This window comes from Nonomuraea sp. ATR24, from assembly GCF_041950485.1.
Taxonomy (GTDB): domain Bacteria; phylum Actinomycetota; class Actinomycetes; order Streptosporangiales; family Streptosporangiaceae; genus Nonomuraea; species Nonomuraea ceibae.
This window is the reverse complement of sequence record NZ_JBGNUU010000004.1, coordinates 395,858-412,173: the sequence shown is the minus strand read 5'-3', so window position 1 is coordinate 412,173 and position 16,316 is coordinate 395,858. Positions and strand designations below refer to the sequence as shown.

Here is a 16,316-nt window from a genome sequence, read left to right as displayed (position 1 = left end):
GGCGGGTCTCAGTCCTTGGACTTGGGAGCGACCTTGCCGGCGGGCGGCGCCTTGATCGTCACCTTCGCGCCCCAGCCCCTGTAGGTGGTGTCGTTCTTGACCGTGACCCCCTGCCAGCCGATGAGCCCCTCGGCGTCGTAGGAGGAGACCAGCCGCTGCGGAACGCCGCTACGGCTGACCGTGAGCCGCCAGTCGACCTCGGTCTTGGGCTCCATGTAGAGCGGGACGCTCATGCGGAACCACGGCGACACCTTCTTCAGCTGGTCGAACGTGATCGTGCCCTGGTAGCCGTTCGACGTGCGCTCGGCCTTGGCCAGCAGCTTCTTCAGCGTGGCGGGCTCGACCGGGTTGATCGGCTGGGAGAACCAGCTGCTCGACCCGGTGTGGTCGGACTTGCGCCAGGTCTTGCCCTTCGGCAGGTTCTCGCGGTAGATCCCGCCCGACACGTACGCCGTCTTGCCGACGATGATCGTGCGGTCGTTCTTGAAGACGGACTCGCCTTCCTTGACCTGGTACGTCGCCGCCAGGTCGGCTGCCGCGATCTTGCCCTTGCCGAACATGATCCGGCCCGTGCGCTTCATGAACGGCTCCGGGCCGGTGGACTCGCGCACGAGCGTGGTGGTGTCGGTGAAGCTGACGCCCTTGCCCGCGACGAGCTGCTTCTTGACCGCCGCGAGGGGGTCCTTGGGCGCCGCCTGCGCGGGGGCGGCCACGGCGAGCGCGGCGGCCGAGGCCAGCACGACGCCGGTGATGAGGGTTCTCATGAGGGTGCCGTTTCTGGTGAGGGGTATAGGCGGGCCCTCTCGGGAAGGGCCCGCCGGACGTCACTCCGCCGCGACCGTGCCGGCGGGCGGAGCCTTGATCGACACCTTGGCGCCCCAGCCTCGGTACGTGGTGTCCATCCTGAGCGTGCCGAGCATGCCCCTGACCATCCCGCCGGCCGGGTAGGAGGTGACCAGCCGCTTCGGCAGGCCGTCAGGGCCGACGGTGAGCTTCCAGGTCACCTCGGTCGCGCCTGCCCGCCACAGCGGGACGCTCTGGTTGAACCAGGGCGAGACCTTGCCCAGCTCGTCGAACGTGATCGTGCCCTGGTAGCCGCCCGCCGTGCGCTTGGCCTTGGCCAGCAGCTTCTTCAGCGTGGCGGGCTCGGCCGGGTTGATCGGCTGGGCCCAGTTGTTGCTCAGCGCCGCGCTGTCAGTCTTGAGCCACTTCTTCCCCTCCGGCAGCTGCTTGTCGTAGTAGCGGCCGGACAGGTAGGCGGACTTGCCGATCAGGATCGTCCGATCGTTCTGGAAGGAGTCCAGCCCTCGCTGGAGGGTCTCCTTCGGATACGTGGACGCCATGTCGGTCGCGGCCACCTTGCCCTTGCCGAACATGAAGCGGCCCGTGCGCTTCAGGTACGGCTCGGGGCCGTCGTCGCGCACGTACGTGGTGGTGTCGGTGAAGCTGACGCCCTTGCCCGCGACGAGCTGCTTCTTGATCGCCGTGACGGGGTCCTTGGGCGCCGCCTGCGCGGGGGCGGCCACGGCGAGCGCGGCGGCCGAGGCCAGCGCGACGCCGGTGATGAGGCCCTTCACGCGGTTTACCGCTGGTCCAGCGAGTGGAGGCCCTTACCGGGCAGCTCCGACGGCAGCTCGGTGTCCTTGCCCAGGTCGAGGAGGTCGACCCACTGCGACTCCGGCGGCGCGACGACCTTGACCTTGCCGCCCCAGCCGGTGTAGCGGCTCTCGGTGACGGCCCTGGTCTTGCCGAGCAGGCCGAAGTCCAGCGTGTAGTCGCTGACCACGCGCTTGATCAGGCCCTTGGCGTCGACGTCCAGCAGGTAGGAGATCTTGATCTTGCCGACGTTGCCGGTGATCTTGGCGCCGGTGAGCTTGCCCAGCTCCTTGGCCGTCAGCGAGCCGGCGTAGTCGCCCTTGACGACCTTGGCCTTGGCGACCAGGGCCTTGAGCAGCTTGGCGTCGAAGACGTCGATGACCTGCTCGGTGCCCATGGCCTGGACGCCCTCGTAGCGCACCCACTTCTTGCCCTCGGGCAGCTCCTCGCTGAAGAGCCCGCCCTGCATGTAGGTGTCGCCGCCGACGCTGATGGCGCGCGAGTTGGAGATGCCGCGCAGCATCTCGGCCATCTCCGCCGAGGCGCCCTTCGGGATCTTGACGCGGGTCGTGAGGTCGGAGGCGACCACTCCGGACTTGCCGAATTCGAGCACGCCGGTGGTCTTGCCGCTTCTGGTCTCTTTACCGTCGGTGAACGTCCGGTTCGTTTCTGAAACCCGAACGCCGTGGCCCGGCTTGAGCTGCTTCTGCAGCGCCTTGACCGGGTTGACGGGCGCGGCCTGCGCTGGTGCCGCCGTGACCAGCGTCGACATGGCGGCCACGGCCAGCCCGGCAATGATTCGCTTCATTGCGATCCTTTGACGTCGAGTTATTGAGGGGTATGGATCATGTCAATTGAAGATCACAGGTATATCTCGGCGAAACTGGTTATTAACGTCGAATCGGTGCACTTTCCGTGCAGCGTGCGCATCGGGGAAGTGAGATCACCGTCACATCGCGGGATATCTGCTACCCGATGACCTGGTCAGGTCAAGGTTGGGGCTAGGCTTCACTGGCGGAAAACGCCCGGCACGCACGGGGTGGACCGGGCCGTCGAACATCAGTCGGAAATGAGCAAGGACGGACCCTCGTGGACCTGTTCGAACATCAGGCGAAGGAGCTCTTCGCGGACTACGGCATCCCGGTGCCTCGCGGCATCGTCGCCCACACCGTGGAGGAAGTGCGGGCGGCAGCGGAGCAGCTGACCGGCCGTGTCGTCGTCAAGGCCCAGGTAAAGACCGGCGGGCGCGGGAAGGCCGGCGGCGTGAAGGTGGCCGACGACGCCGCCGACGCCGTCGAGAAGGCCGGCGCGATCCTCGGCATGGACATCAAGGGCCACACGGTCCACAAGGTGCTCGTGGAGGAGGCCAGCGCGATCGCGGAGGAGTACTACTTCTCGTTCCTGCTCGACCGCGCCAACCGCACCTTCCTCGCGATCTGCTCGGCCGCGGGCGGCATGGACATCGAGGAGGTCGCCCACAGCACGCCCGAGAAGGTCGCCAAGGTGCCCGTCTCGGCGCTGACCGGCGTCGACCGGGCCAAGGCCCGCGACATCGCGATCGCCGGCGGCCTGCCGGAGAAGGCCCTCGACGGCGCCGCCGAGCTCATCGAGAAGCTCTGGTGCGCGTTCGTCGACGAGGACGCCACGCTGGTCGAGGTCAACCCGATGATCCTCGCGGCCGACGGGCAGGTGAAGGCGCTCGACGGCAAGGTCACGCTCGACGACAACGCCACCTTCCGCCAGGCCGACCACGAGGCCTTCGCCGACAAGGCGGCCGAGGACCCCCTGGAGGCCAAGGCCAAGGAGAAGGACCTCAACTACGTCAAGCTCGACGGCGACGTCGGCATCATCGGCAACGGCGCCGGCCTGGTCATGTCCACGCTCGACGTGGTCGCCTACGCCGGTGAGGCGTTCCCGGGCAAGCCGTCCCCGGCCAACTTCCTCGACATCGGCGGCGGCGCGTCCGCCGAGGTCATGGCGGCCGGCCTGGAGATCATCATGTCCGACCCGTCGGTCAAGTCGATCTTCGTGAACGTCTTCGGCGGCATCACCGCCTGCGACGCCGTCGCCAACGGCATCGTGTCGGCGTTCAAGCTCCTCGAAAGCCGCGGCGAGGCCGTCACGCACCCGCTGGTGGTCCGACTCGACGGCAACAACGCCCAGCTCGGGCGGCAGATCCTGGCCGACGCCGCACTCCCGCGCGTCGAGCTGGTAGACACGATGGACGACGCGGCCAAGCGGGCCGCCGAGCTCGCTGCGGCAGGTGTGTGACACATGGCTATCTGGCTGACCGAGAACAGCAAGATCATCGTTCAGGGCATGACCGGCGGCGAGGGCACCAAGCACACCCGCCGCATGCTCGCCTCCGGCGCCCGCGTCGTGGGCGGCGTCAACGCCCGCAAGGCCGGCACCACGCACGAGGGCCTGCCCGTGTTCGGCACGGTCAAGGAGGCCATCGAGAAGACCCGCGCCGACGTGTCGGTCGTCTTCGTGCCCCCGGCGTTCACCAAGGACGCCGTCAAGGAGGCCATCGACGCCGAGATCCCGCTCTGCGTCGTCATCACCGAGGGCGTGCCGGTCCACGACTCCACCGAGTTCTGGGCGTACGCGGTCGCCAAGGGCAACAAGACCCGCATCATCGGCCCCAACTGCCCCGGCATCGCCTCGCCCGGCGCCTCCAACGCCGGCATCATCCCGGCCGACATCACCACCGCGGGCCGCATCGGCCTGGTGTCCAAGTCCGGCACGCTGACCTACCAGCTCATGTACGAGCTGCGTGACTTCGGCTTCTCCACGGCCGTGGGCATCGGCGGCGACCCGGTCATCGGGACCACCCACATCGACGCCCTCCAGGCGTTCCAGGAGGACCCGGGCACCGACGCGATCGTCATGATCGGCGAGATCGGCGGCGACGCCGAGGAGCGCGCGGCGGCCTACATCGAGGAGCACGTCACCAAGCCGGTCGTCGCCTACGTCGCGGGCTTCACCGCCCCCGAGGGCAAGACCATGGGCCACGCGGGCGCCATCGTGTCCGGCTCCGCGGGCACCGCCCAGGCCAAGAAGGAGGCCCTGGAGAAGGTCGGCGTCCGCGTCGGCAAGACCCCCTCCGAGACCGCTCGGCTGATGCGGGAGATCATGCAGTCCCGCTGAACTGCTTTCACGGCCGAAGCCCCGCGCGGTTGAGCGCGGGGCTTCCGCTTTTCCTGGGCGCCGCCCGGGAGCGCTCACGGCCGGTCGGTGACACGCCGGCCGGTTGGGCCCGCGAGTGCGCCCCGGCCGCCCTGTCCGGGGCTTTGGGGTCTCTTGATCTTGCCCTCGACGACTATTGATCTTGAAACGGCGCACAAACTGGGCGGGGGCGGCGCGTCAACCAAGCGCTGGTCGGGAAAGATTGAGAAAATCGCTTGTTGTGACGGCGATACTCGACCAGCTGCGGACCGCCCCCCGGTCGGTTCTCGGCAAGCTCCCCGGGGTCTCGAGTGACGATGACGAGACGCGCCGGCCACTGCCTGTGTCCGGGATGCTGGCCGCCGCGTGCACGCTGGGCGTCGGGCTGGCCGTGCTCACGACGCTCACGCTGGTCGGCTGGATCGCCGCGCCACGCGGCACGCTGGGCGACGGGCTGCCCGGGGTGTTCCGCACGGCGGCGCAGATCTGGCTGGCGGCCCACCATGCCGGGTTCGCCATCCCGGGCGGCCGGGTGGGGCTGCTGCCGATCGGCCTGATGGTGCTGCCCGCCGTGCTGCTGTACAAGGCGGGCCGGTGGATGGCCCGCGACGCCGACCTGCGGCTGCGGCTGCCGGCGCGGCTGCCGAAGAACAGCCCGCGCGAGAAGGCCGCGGCCCGGCGCCGCGCCCAGCTGCTGCTGGTGGCGCAGGCCGGTGTGTCGCTGGCGGCCCCGTACGCGCTGCTGGCGGGTCTGATCGCGCTCGTCACCAGCAACGAGATCACCCAGCCGTTCATCGGCGAGGCGCTGCTGAGCCACTTCCTGCTGGCGTTCGTGGTGGGCGCGGTGGCGACGGCGCGGACGATCGGGCCGTGGCGGGCGATGCTGCGGTTGCTGCCGGAGCGGGTGCGGGCGCTGACGGTCGGCACGGCGGTGGCCACGGCGCTGCTCGTGCTGTTCGGGCTGGGCCTGGTGCTGGTCGCCGTGGCGCTCAACTTCGACCAGGTGCGCGAGCTGTCGAACGTGCTGTCGCCGGGGGTCGTGGGCGGGCTGCTGCTCCTGCTGGTGCAGGCGCTCTACCTGTTCAACGTGGTCATCTGGGCGTCGTCGTACATCGCCGGGCCGGGCTTCGCGATCGGCGCCGACACGCTGGTGGCGCCCACGGGCGTGCAGCTCGGTACGGTGCCGAGCCTGCCGCTGCTGGGCGCGCTGCCGGAGAGCGGGCCGGTGCCCGCGTGGATGATGGCGGTGATCGCGCTGCCGTTCGCGGCGGGCGCGGTGGCGGGCGTGGTCGTGGCCAGGATGTCACCTTCTCCCGCGTACGAGGCCGCGCCGCTGTGGGGTTTCCTGACGGGCGTCACGTCCGGGCTGGTGGCGGGGCTGCTGGCGGCGCTGTCCGGGGGCCCGATCGGCGGCGGCCGGCTGACGGCCGTCGGGCCGTCGCCGTGGGAGGTGGCGCTGTCGGTCGCGCTGGAGGTCGGCGTGGCGGCGGGCATCTCCGCCGGGGTGACGAACCTGCTGCTGCTCAACCGCAAGGCCCGCGCGCCGCTGGACAAGGCGGCGGCGCCGGTGCGCAAGGCGGGGGCGGCGATCGCCCGGGCGGCGAGCAAGGTGGGGCTGGCCGAGGCCGACGCCCGCCCGCTGCCCGGTCACTGGATGGACGCCACGGAGGCCGACACCCAGCCGATCCCGGTCATCCGTGACGACTGGCAGGACGAGCACGCCTCGGCTGCGGCCGAGACGCTCTCGCAGGCGCGCCCGCGCCCGCCGATGGACCAGGCGGCGCCGGCGCGTCAGGACATCGTGGACGAGTCGGACGACCGGGGCGGCCACGTCATCTACGTCGACCCCTACGCCTGGGACCGCGACTAGGGCGTCGTGCCCAGGATCTCCAGCACGTCGGAGGGCAGCTTCTTCTCCGCCGCCTCCCTGAACTGCACGTAGCACTCTCCCTGGGAGGACACGGTGCCCGCGCCCTTCAGGCATTCCTGGTAGGCGGAGTGCTCGTCCATCAGATAGAGCTGCATGGCCGTGGCTCCGGCCGACAGCAGCAGTGCGACGGTCGAGACGGCGATGCCGCCCGCTGCCGCGCCTGTGGGCTTGCCCGCGTTTCGCAGCAGCGGGAGTGCGCGAATCCCCGCCACGAGCGCGAACACCGCCAGAACCAGGCCCGCCGCGGGCAGCATGATCGTCATCGCCAGCGCGGCGATGGACAACCAGATCGCCCGGCGTCCCGCGGACTCCGCGGGCTGCTGACCGGCTGGTGCTTGCACCGGTGTCGACACCTGACCTCCTCTGCGTCACCGTGACCGGGAACAGATACGCTGGCAGCCCCAACCCGGAATCCTCATGGGAGTGTGCGTGTCCAAGGCTGCGCGGCTCGTCGTCCTCGTCTCCGGCTCTGGAACAAACCTACAGGCCCTCCTGGACGCTTCCGCCGATCCGTCTTACGGAGCCCGGGTCGTGGCCGTCGGTGCGGACCGGGATGGCATCGAAGGACTGGCTAGAGCATCTCGCGCAGGTATACCCACTTTTGTCCGAAAGTTGGGCGATTACCCGTCCCGGGCCGCGTGGGATGCCGCGCTCGCGGCGGAGATCGCCGCCCACAAGCCGGACCTGGTCGTCTCGGCCGGCTTCATGAAGATCGTCGGAGCTCCGACCCTGGAGGAGTTCCCGCTGCTCAACACCCACCCCGCGCTGCTGCCGGCCTTCCCCGGCGCCCACGGGGTGCGTGACGCGCTGGCCCACGGGGTCAAGGTGACGGGGTGCACGGTGATGCTGGCCGACGCCGGCGTCGACACCGGGCCGATCGTCGCGCAGGAGGCCGTGCCCGTGCTGCCCGCCGACGACGAGGCGACCCTGCACGAGCGCATCAAGACCGTCGAGCGCCGCCTGCTCGTCGACGTCGTCGGCCGGATGGCCCGCGAGGGCTGGACGGTCAGCGGACGCAGCGTCCGCATCGGTAACCCATCAGGAGGGGAAAGCACGTGACTCGCATCGCCATCCGGCGCGCTCTCATCGCCGTCTACGACAAGTCGGGGCTGGAGGAGCTGGCCAGAGCCCTGGACGGGGCGGGGGTGGAGATCGTCTCGACGGGCGGCACGGCGGCGGCCATCGCCTCCTACGGGATTCCGGTCACCAAGGTCGAGCAGCTCACCGGCTTCCCCGAGTGCCTCGACGGGCGGGTCAAGACCCTGCACCCGCGCGTGCACGCCGGCATGCTGGCCGACCTCAACAAGCCGCACCACGTGGCGCAGCTCGACGAGCTGGAGATCGACCCGTTCCAGCTCGTGGTGGTCAACCTCTACCCGTTCCAGCAGACGGTCGCCTCGGGCGCGTCCGACGCGGAGTGCGTGGAGCAGATCGACATCGGCGGGCCCGCGATGATCCGCGGCGCGGCCAAGAACCACAGCACCTGCGCGGTCGTGGTCGACCCCGCCGCCTACGGCGACGTGCTGGCCGCGCTCGACCACGGCGGCTTCACGCTCACCGAGCGCCGCCGGCTGGCGGGCGCCGCCTACGCCCACACCGCCGCCTACGACGTGGCCGTGGCGTCCTGGTTCGCCAACGGCTACGCCGAGCAGGAGACGTGGCCGCAGTTCATGGGCGCCACCTGGGAGCGCAAGAGCGCGCTGCGCTACGGCGAGAACCCGCACCAGGCCGCGGCCCTCTACAGCGCGGGCGGCGACGGCCTGGCCAACGCCGAGCAGCTGCACGGCAAGGAGATGTCCTACAACAACTACCTGGACGCCGACGCCGCCTGGCGCGCGACCTGGGACTTCACCGGCCCGTGTGTCGCCATCATCAAGCACCAGAACCCGTGCGGCATCGCCGTCGGCGCCGACGTGGCCGAGGCCCACCGCAAGGCGCACGCCTGCGACCCCGTCTCCGCCTACGGCGGCGTGATCGCGGTCAACGGCGCGGTCACCGCCGAGCTGGCCAGGCAGATCGCCGAGGTGTTCACCGAGGTCGTGGTGGCGCCCTCCTACGAGCCCGAGGCGCTGGCCGTGCTCACGCAGAAGAAGAACATCCGCCTGCTGGCCTGCCCGAGCGGCCCGGTCAACCCGGCCGAGTTCCGCCGCATCGACGGCGGGCTGCTGGTGCAGCAGGTCGACCGGATCGACGCGGCCGGCGACGACCCGGCGACCTGGCAGCTCAAGGCGGGCGAGCCGGTGTCGCCGGCGGTGATGGCCGACCTGGTGTTCGCCTGGCGGGCGGCGCGTTCGGTCAAGTCCAACGCGATCCTGCTGGCCGGCGACCTGGCCACGGTGGGCGTCGGCATGGGCCAGGTCAACCGGGTCGACTCGTGCCGGCTGGCGGTGTCGCGCGCGGGGGAGCGGGCGGCGGGTTCGGTGGCCGCGTCCGACGCGTTCTTCCCGTTCGCCGACGGGCCGCAGGTGCTCATCGAGGCGGGCGTCAAGGCCATCGTCGAGCCGGGCGGCTCGGTGCGTGACCAGGAGGTCATCGAGGCCGTGGAGAAAGCGGGCGTGGCGCTCTACTTCACCGGCACGCGGCACTTCTTCCACTGATGCCGAAAGGGTGGCCCGCCGGAGCGGGTCACCCAAAAACGGGTCAAGCATCCGCATGGTGCGGTTAATCTGAGGGCTTCCGCCGCGTGATTGCTCCCCGGAGTCCCTTATGACACTGCTCGACGCATCCCTGCAGGCCCTCATCGCCGTGAACGGGTTCGCGACCAGCCCCTTCGTGCTCATCCTGCTCGCGTTCATCGGCGCCTACCTGGGCGGGCGGGTCGTCGAGCTCATCCCGTTCACCCGCCGGATCATCGAGCGGCGTGAGGCTCAGTTCGCCGAGCGCGAGTAGTCCCAGGCCAGTTTGGCGGCGCCGGCCAGCCCGGCCCGTACTCCCAGGGTGGTCGGCCGGACCCGCACCGCCCTGACGAACGCCAGCCCGCCGACGTCGTCGAGGGCCCGCGCCAGCGGCTCGAACAGCACCGGCCCGGCGCCCGACACCCCGCCGCCGACGACCACGGTGCTCACCTCGGTGGCGGCCGCCGTGGAGGCGATCATCCCGGCCAGCGCCGCGGCCCCCCGCTCGAAGGCGGCCACGGCGACCGAATCGCCGTCCGCCGCGTCGCGGGCCAGCATCCGCGCGTCCGGGCGCGCTGTCTCGGGGTGCTCCGAGCCGGGGCGCCAGCCGTTCTCCAGGGCCCAGCGGGTCATGTTGGGGCCGCTGGCGTAGCGCTCGACGCAGCCGCGCCCGCCGCACTCGCAGCGCTCGCCGTACGGGTCGATCGTCATGTGGCCGACGTGCCCGGCGTTGCCGGTGGGGCCGAGCAGCGGCCGCCCGCCGATGACGAGGCCGCCGCCGATGCCGGTGGAGACGACCACGCCCAGCAGCGCCGAGCTGCCGCGCCCGGCGCCGAGCCAGTGCTCCCCGAGCGCCATGCACTGGGCGTCGCCGGCGAGCACGGTGGGCAGCCCGGTCAGCGCCCGCACCTCGTCGCGCAGCGGGAAGCGCCGCCAGCTCGGCATGTTCACCGGGCTGACGGTGCCGCGGTCGAGCGGCCCGGCGCAGCCGATCCCCACGGCGACCGGCGCGGGCCCGTCGCCGGTCACCTCGTCGACGAGCCCGCCGAGCGCGGCCATGACCTGCTCGCGGGGCGTGGGCCGGGTGGCGGAACGCAGCACGGCGCCCTCCTCGTCCACCAGCGCGGCGGCGAGCTTGGTGCCTCCGATGTCGATGGCGAGTACGTACGTCATCGGCGTGCGGGCGGGCGGGGGTGAGCGGACATGACCACCTCTCGGGGGAGCGCGCGATTCCGGCGAAGGTCACCATATGCCGTCCAAAGTCCGATGACAACGATGTCATTCGGGTCGTGGACGCCCGGCAGCCGGAGCGTGGAAGGATTGACCGCATGAGCGCAGTGAGACTCGACGGCAAGGCGACGGCAGCGAAGATCAAGGCGGACCTGGCGGCCCGGGTGACCGCGCTCAAGGAGCGTGGCATCACGCCCGGCCTCGGCACCGTGCTGGTCGGCGACGACCCCGGCAGCCAGATCTACGTGGCGGGCAAGCACCGCGACTGCGCCGAGGTCGGCATCTCCTCCATCCGCGTCGACCTGCCCGCGACCGCCACCCAGGCCGACGTCGAGGCCGCCATCGACGAGCTCAACGCCTCGCCCTCCTGCACCGGCTACATCGTCCAGCTCCCGCTGCCCAAGCACCTCGACACGATGGCGCTGCTGGAGCGGATGGACCCGGCCAAGGACGCCGACGGCCTCCACCCGGTCAACCTCGGCCGCCTCGTCCACATGGTCGACGCGCCGCTCCCGTGCACGCCCCACGGCATCGTCCTGCTCCTGCAGCAGTACGGGGTGCCGATCAAGGGCGCCGAGGTCGCCGTGGTCGGCCGCGGCATCACCGTGGGCCGCTCGCTCGGCCTGCTGCTGACCCGCCGCAGCGAGAACGCGACCGTGACCCTCTGTCACACCGGCACCCAGGACCTGGCCGCGCACGTGCGCCGCGCCGACATCGTGGTGGCCGCGGCCGGCGTGCCCGACCTCATCACCGCCGACATGGTCAAGCCGGGCGCCGCCGTGCTCGACGTCGGCGTCTCCCGCGTCCACGGCAAGATCGCCGGTGACGTGGCGGCCGACGTGGACGACGTCGCGGGCTTCCTCACGCCCAACCCGGGCGGCGTCGGCCCGATGACCCGCGCCCTCCTGCTGTCCAACGTGGTGGAGGCCGCCGAGCGCACATCCGTCATCTGACGGACGCCACGGGCCGCCCACCGGCCCAGGATGGTCCTCAAAGCTCCTACCAGGGCATACGCCGGTAGGGAGGGAGGACCATGGAGCTCGAAGGACTGGTCGCCGCCGTCACCGGCGGCGCCGTCGGTCTCGGCGCCGCCATCGTCGACGGCCTGCGCGCACGCGGCGCCCAGGTCGTCTACGGCGACCTTCGCGACGACCGCCCGCCGTCGGCCGGCGCCCTCTACCACCCCCTGGACGTACGCGACCGCGACTCCTGGGACGCCTTCGCCGAAACCGTCCGCGCCACCCACGGCCGGCTCGACATCCTCGTCAACAACGCCGGCGTCAGCGCCCGCAGCGGCCTGCTCGACACCGCCGACGACGACTGGGACCGGGTCCTGCGCACCAACCTGTGGGCGCCGTGGACCGGCATCCGCGCCTTCGCCGCCGAGCTGACCGCCAGCCCGCACGCCAGCGTCGTCAACATCGGCTCCGTCTACGGCCAGGTGCCGCCGCCCGGCCCGCCCTCGCCGCCCTCCTCCGTGGCCTACCAGGTCAGCAAGGCCGGGCTGCACATGCTCACCAGGACCGCGGCCGTCGAGCTGGCCGGCCGCGGCATCCGCGTCAACGCCGTGCTGCCCGGCGTGTTCGTCACGCCGCTGCTGCGGCAGCTCTCCGACGACCAGCTCAGGCCCCGGATCGAACGCGCCCCGATGGCCCGCCCGGGCGACCCCGCCGACGTGGCCGAGGCGGTCGCCTACCTGGCCTCGCCCCGCGCGTCGTTCGTCACCGGCGTCCTGCTGCCGGTCGACGGCGGCTACACCGCCTCATGACCCCCCCGAGAAGTGAGAGGTCGCGATGAGCGACAACAGCACCCTGAACCGGACCGGCGGCTCCATGCGCGCCGTCGTCGCCGGCTCCTTCGGCAACATCATGGAGAACTACGACAACCTGGTGTACGGCTACACCGCCGCCACACTGGGCAAGCTGTTCTTCCCCGAATCGGACGGCCTCGTCGGCACCCTCTACACGTTCGCGGTGTTCGCCGTCGGCTTCCTCATGCGCCCGCTCGGCGCGATCACGTTCGGGCACGTGGGCGACAAGTTCGGCCGCCGGATCGCGCTGGTGGTCAGCGTGCTCCTGATGGGCGCGGCCACCACGTTGATCGGCCTGCTGCCCACGTACGAGAGCATCGGCGTGCTCGCGCCGCTGCTGCTGGTGGTCCTGCGGATGGTGCAGGGCTTCTCGGTGGCGGGCGAGTGGGCGGGCTCGGCGGCCTTCCTCGTCGAGTACGCCCCGGCGCGGCGGCGCGGCTTCTTCGGCAGCTTCAACCAGGTCTCCACGGCGGCCGGCTTCCTGCTCGCCTCCGGCGTGGTGGCGCTCAACTCCACGATCTTCACCGAGGAGCAGGTGCTCGCCTGGGCGTGGCGGATCCCGTTCCTGCTGTCGGCGCTGACGGCCGTGGCCGCGCTCTGGCTCCGGTACGGCCTGGACGAGACGCCGGCGTTCGCCGAGGAGCAGGAGAAGGGCGCGACGGCCAAGAGCCCGCTCAAGGAGGGGCTGCGCACCGAGTTCCCGAGCATCCTGCGCGGGTTCGGCTTCACCATGCTGTGGACGGTCGCGTACTTCTTCTTCCTCACCTACCTGCCGACCTGGCTGGCGGACGTGGCCGGGGTGGACCCGGGCGTGGCGCGGGCCTCCAACATCGTCGGGCTGGTCGTGCTGACCGTGTGCATCGCCTCGTTCGGCGCGCTGTCGGACCGGGTCGGGCGCAAGCCGCTGCTCATCGCGGCAGCCGCCGGGTTCCTGGTGCTGAGCTGGCCGGTCATGCTGCTGCTGCAGCACGGCGGCACGTTCGGCGTGTTCGCCGGGCAGATCGTCATCGCGGTCGTCCTGGCCATGTTCTCGGGACCCGGCCCGGCGGCGCTGTCGGAGATGTTCCCGACGAAGCTGCGGTATTCGACGATGTCCATCGGCTACAACTTCGCGGTCATGGCGTTCGGCGGCACGGCGCCGTTCGTGGCCACGGGCGCGATCCAGCTCACCGGGTCCGACATGTCGCCCGTGGTGCTGCCGATCGTCTCCGCGTTCGTCACGCTCCTCGTCGTGATCGGCATGCGGGAGACCGCCCACCGGCGCCTGCACTAGGAGGGAACCGACCATGAACCCACCCGTTGTCGCGGTCCAGGGCACCTACGAGGAGATGGGCGCCGAGCTCGGCCGCCGCACCGCCGGCCTGGTCGAACAGAGCCTCGGCACCTACCTGCGCCGCTTCCGGGACCAGGCCGGGCTCGGCGACGCCGACGTGCGCCGCTGGGGCGCCACCTACCTGGAGGTCGCCAGGGACTACGACCCCCGCATCGCGCGGATGCTCGAAGGGCTCGCCGCCGGCGCGGGCCGGCCGGTCGAGCACATCACCGCGCTCAACGCGCGCACCGAGATGCTGTACGGGACCGGCTACCGGGACGAGGGATGCACCTCGGTCGCGGCCATCGGCAAGCACACCCGCGACGGCCACACGCTGCTCGCGCAGAACTGGGACTGGCACCCGGAGCAGGGCCCGGTCACGTTCCTGCTGGCGACCCGCGACACCGACGGGTTCGCGGTGCTGACGCTGGCCGAGGCCGGGATGCTGGCCAAGTCGGGACTCAACTCGGCGGGGCTCGGCGTGTGCGCGAACCTGCTGGTCTCCGACCGCGACACCGGCGGGGCCGGGGTGCCGTACCACTATCTGCTGCGCGGCGTGCTGCAGTCGCGCACGATGAGCGAGGCGCACCGCAAGGCGCTGGACGTGACGCGGATCTCCTCCGGCAACCTGCTCATCGCCGACGCCGGAGGCGAGGCGATCGACCTGGAGGTGGCGCCGGGCGTGTTCGGCGCGCTGCTGCCGGAGGGCGGGCTGATCACGCACTCCAACCACTTCCAGTGCCCGCTGCCGCTGACCGACAGGAAGGCGGCCACCTCGGCGCTCACGCTGCTGCGGCCGGCGAGGGCGCGCCACCTGCTGGAGGACGCCGCCGCCGCGCGCACGCTGGAGCCGCGCGACCTCGTCGCCGCGCTGCGCGACCACTACTCCCACCCCGACAGCATCTGCCGGCACGCCGACCCGGACGCCCCAGCCGCCGAGGTGGTGACGACCGTCTACTCGGTGCTGATGGACCTGAACCGGCGGGAGCTCAGCATCGCGCCGGAGCCGCCCTGTTCGCACCCGTACGAGCGGTGGCGGCTGGACGACGTGTTCGAGCCCGGCGCCGTACCCGAGGTCTGCTTCCCTGAGGAGGGCCATGCCTGAGAGCACGATCTGCCTGACGTTCGACTTCGACGCCATCTCGCTCTGGCTGGCGCGCGGGATGACGTCGCCGGGGCCGGTCTCGCGCGGCGAGTTCGGCGCGCACGCGATGCCGCGCATCCTCAAGGCGCTGGCCAGGCGCGGGATCACCGCGACGTTCTTCGTCCCCGGCCACACCGTCGACACCTATCCGGCCGAGTGCGCCGCCATCGCCGAGGCCGGGCACGAGATCGCCCTGCACGGCTACGCGCACGAGCCGGTGTCGAAGCTCGACCGGGCCGGCGAGCTCGCGGCGGCCGTGCGGGCCCGCGACTCCATCAGGAGGGTCACCGGCTACGAGCCCACCGGCAACCGGACGCCGAGCTGGGACTTCACCGCCTCGACCGTGGACGTGCTGCTGGAGCTGGGCTGCGAGTACGACTCCAGCCTGATGGGCACCGACTACACGCCCTACTACGCCAGGCGCGGCGACGTGGCCGACGCCGACGGGCCGTACCGGTTCGGGGAGCCGACGCCGCTGGTCGAGCTGCCGGTCTCCTGGTCGCTGGACGACTACCCGCAGTTCGAGTATCTGCGGACGGACACGGCGATCATGCCGGGGCTGCGCGATCCGGGCACGGTGTTCGGCAACTTCCTGGACGACGTGGACTACATGGTCCGGGAGGAGCCGGGCGGCGTGTGCGTGCTGACGTTCCACCCGCAGGTGATCGGCCGGGGGCACCGGATGATCGGGCTGGAGCGCTTCCTCGACGCCTGCCTGGAACGGCCGCTGGCCTTCCGCACCTGCCAGGAGGTCGCCCGCGCCTTCCGCGCCGGGGACGGCTCGTGAGGTTCGCCGGCCGTACGGTGCTCGTGCTGGGCGCGGCGGGCGGGATCGGCGCGGCGGCCTGCGCGGCGCTGTCGCGCGAGGGGGCGCGGGTGGTCGCCGCCGACGCGCCCGGGGCCGGCGCCGAGCTGGCCGCCGACCTGGCCGAGCCGGGCGCCGCCGCGGCCGTCGTGCGGGAGGCGTGGCGGTCCCACGGCCCGCTGGACGCGCTGCTGCACGTGGCGGGGCTGTTCCCGGCGCGGCGGGCGCTGGAGTCGACCGAGGAGCTGTTCGACCGGGTCATGGCCGTCAACACCCGCTCGGCGCTGATGGCCGCCACCACGCTGGCCGGCCTGTGCGCGGGCCGCCCGGCCGCCGTCGTGTTCACCAGCTCGGGCGGGGCGGGCCGTCCGCGCCCCGGCACCACCGTCTACGCCGCATCCAAGGCCGCGCTGGAGGCCGTGACCCGCGGCCTCGCGCTGGAGCTGGGCCCGCTGGGCGTCCGGGTCAACGCCGTCGCCCCGGGCTTCGTCGACGTGGGCTCCGCGCTGAACCCGGTCCCGGCCGCCTACGTCGAGGCCGTCGCCGCCGGCAGCCCGGCCGGCCGCGTCGCCGGGCCCGGCGACATCGTGCCCAGCCTGCTGTGGCTCTGCTCCGGCGAGTCGGCCTGGGTCAACGGGCACGTGCTGGCCGCCGACGGCGGCGCCGGGCTCGGCTCGCCCGCCGCGCCGTCATGGCTGGGCTGAGC

Annotated in this window: 17 protein-coding genes; 12 read left to right on the top strand and 5 right to left on the bottom strand. The window is 71.7% G+C overall.

Features of this window, described 5'->3' with window-relative positions:
• Positions 1-8: 8 nt before the first annotated feature.
• From ACBI99_RS12895 to ACBI99_RS12885, 3 genes are read right to left on the bottom strand one after another with little or no spacing between them, the layout of a single operon-like run.
• Positions 9-764, bottom strand: coding sequence for a hypothetical protein (locus tag ACBI99_RS12895; protein WP_375072373.1), 756 nt, complete (start codon positions 762-764; stop codon positions 9-11).
• Between the two features lie 60 nt (positions 765-824).
• Positions 825-1,577 (bottom strand): hypothetical protein, encoded by a 753-nt coding sequence (locus tag ACBI99_RS12890; RefSeq protein ID WP_375072372.1) that lies wholly within the window; start codon positions 1,575-1,577, stop codon positions 825-827.
• A 5-nt stretch (positions 1,578-1,582) separates the two neighbouring features.
• Positions 1,583-2,404: a hypothetical protein gene (locus ACBI99_RS12885; RefSeq protein WP_219500627.1), complete on the bottom strand. Its 822-nt coding sequence runs from the start codon at positions 2,402-2,404 to the stop codon at positions 1,583-1,585.
• A 281-nt stretch (positions 2,405-2,685) separates the two neighbouring features.
• On the opposite strand from ACBI99_RS12885, the gene sucC reads away from it, so the two are divergent.
• The 3 genes from sucC (at position 2,686) to ACBI99_RS12870 (ending at position 6,634) form a co-directional block, all read left to right on the top strand.
• Entirely contained in the window at positions 2,686-3,867 is a 1,182-nt protein-coding gene (sucC, locus tag ACBI99_RS12880; RefSeq protein ID WP_219500628.1) for an ADP-forming succinate--CoA ligase subunit beta, read from the top strand.
• Positions 3,868-3,870: 3 nt separating this feature from the next.
• Positions 3,871-4,746: a succinate--CoA ligase subunit alpha gene (sucD, locus tag ACBI99_RS12875; RefSeq protein WP_049566658.1), complete on the top strand. Its 876-nt coding sequence runs from the start codon at positions 3,871-3,873 to the stop codon at positions 4,744-4,746.
• A 370-nt stretch (positions 4,747-5,116) separates the two neighbouring features.
• Positions 5,117-6,634 carry a DUF6350 family protein gene (locus ACBI99_RS12870; protein WP_375072440.1) on the top strand — a complete coding sequence of 506 codons (1,518 nt, stop codon included), beginning with the start codon at positions 5,117-5,119 and terminating at the stop codon, positions 6,632-6,634.
• Here the strand turns inward: ACBI99_RS12870 and ACBI99_RS12865 are convergent.
• Positions 6,631-7,047, bottom strand: coding sequence for a hypothetical protein (locus ACBI99_RS12865; RefSeq protein ID WP_308125616.1), 417 nt, complete (start codon positions 7,045-7,047; stop codon positions 6,631-6,633). The genes ACBI99_RS12870 and ACBI99_RS12865 overlap by 4 nt on opposite strands.
• Before the next feature lie 64 nt (positions 7,048-7,111).
• Between ACBI99_RS12865 and purN the strand changes: the two genes are divergently transcribed.
• From purN to ACBI99_RS12850, 3 genes are all read left to right on the top strand, one after another.
• On the top strand, positions 7,112-7,753 hold the full coding sequence (gene purN, locus ACBI99_RS12860; protein ID WP_219500630.1) for a phosphoribosylglycinamide formyltransferase: 642 nt from the start codon (positions 7,112-7,114) through the stop codon (positions 7,751-7,753).
• The gene (gene purH, locus ACBI99_RS12855) at positions 7,750-9,291 is read left to right on the top strand and encodes a bifunctional phosphoribosylaminoimidazolecarboxamide formyltransferase/IMP cyclohydrolase (RefSeq protein WP_375072371.1); all 1,542 of its coding nucleotides are present in this window, start codon (positions 7,750-7,752) and stop codon (positions 9,289-9,291) included. The genes purN and purH overlap by 4 nt, the downstream gene beginning before the upstream one ends.
• Positions 9,292-9,400: 109 nt before the next feature.
• Positions 9,401-9,583, top strand: a complete 183-nt coding sequence (locus ACBI99_RS12850; RefSeq protein WP_219500799.1) for a hypothetical protein — start codon at positions 9,401-9,403, stop codon at positions 9,581-9,583.
• Here the strand turns inward: ACBI99_RS12850 and ACBI99_RS12845 are convergent.
• A complete protein-coding gene (locus ACBI99_RS12845; protein WP_375072370.1) occupies positions 9,562-10,482 on the bottom strand; it encodes an ROK family protein in 921 nt (306 codons plus the stop codon). The genes ACBI99_RS12850 and ACBI99_RS12845 overlap by 22 nt on opposite strands.
• Positions 10,483-10,637: 155 nt before the next feature.
• On the opposite strand from ACBI99_RS12845, the gene ACBI99_RS12840 reads away from it, so the two are divergent.
• The 6 genes from ACBI99_RS12840 (at position 10,638) to ACBI99_RS12815 (ending at position 16,314) form a co-directional block, all read left to right on the top strand.
• The gene (locus tag ACBI99_RS12840; RefSeq protein ID WP_375072369.1) at positions 10,638-11,492 is read left to right on the top strand and encodes a bifunctional methylenetetrahydrofolate dehydrogenase/methenyltetrahydrofolate cyclohydrolase; all 855 of its coding nucleotides are present in this window, start codon (positions 10,638-10,640) and stop codon (positions 11,490-11,492) included.
• Positions 11,493-11,572: 80 nt separating this feature from the next.
• A complete protein-coding gene (locus tag ACBI99_RS12835; protein ID WP_375072368.1) occupies positions 11,573-12,307 on the top strand; it encodes an SDR family NAD(P)-dependent oxidoreductase in 735 nt (244 codons plus the stop codon).
• A 25-nt stretch (positions 12,308-12,332) separates the two neighbouring features.
• Positions 12,333-13,622, top strand: coding sequence for an MFS transporter (locus ACBI99_RS12830; RefSeq protein WP_219500636.1), 1,290 nt, complete (start codon positions 12,333-12,335; stop codon positions 13,620-13,622).
• Between the two features lie 13 nt (positions 13,623-13,635).
• Positions 13,636-14,766 (top strand): C45 family peptidase, encoded by a 1,131-nt coding sequence (locus ACBI99_RS12825; protein WP_219500638.1) that lies wholly within the window; start codon positions 13,636-13,638, stop codon positions 14,764-14,766.
• Positions 14,759-15,592, top strand: coding sequence for a polysaccharide deacetylase (locus ACBI99_RS12820; RefSeq protein ID WP_219500639.1), 834 nt, complete (start codon positions 14,759-14,761; stop codon positions 15,590-15,592). The genes ACBI99_RS12825 and ACBI99_RS12820 overlap by 8 nt, the downstream gene beginning before the upstream one ends.
• Complete coding sequence (locus ACBI99_RS12815; protein WP_375072367.1) at positions 15,589-16,314, top strand: SDR family NAD(P)-dependent oxidoreductase; 726 nt, start codon at positions 15,589-15,591, stop codon at positions 16,312-16,314. Before ACBI99_RS12820 ends, ACBI99_RS12815 begins: the two co-directional genes overlap by 4 nt.
• Positions 16,315-16,316 lie beyond the last annotated feature (2 nt).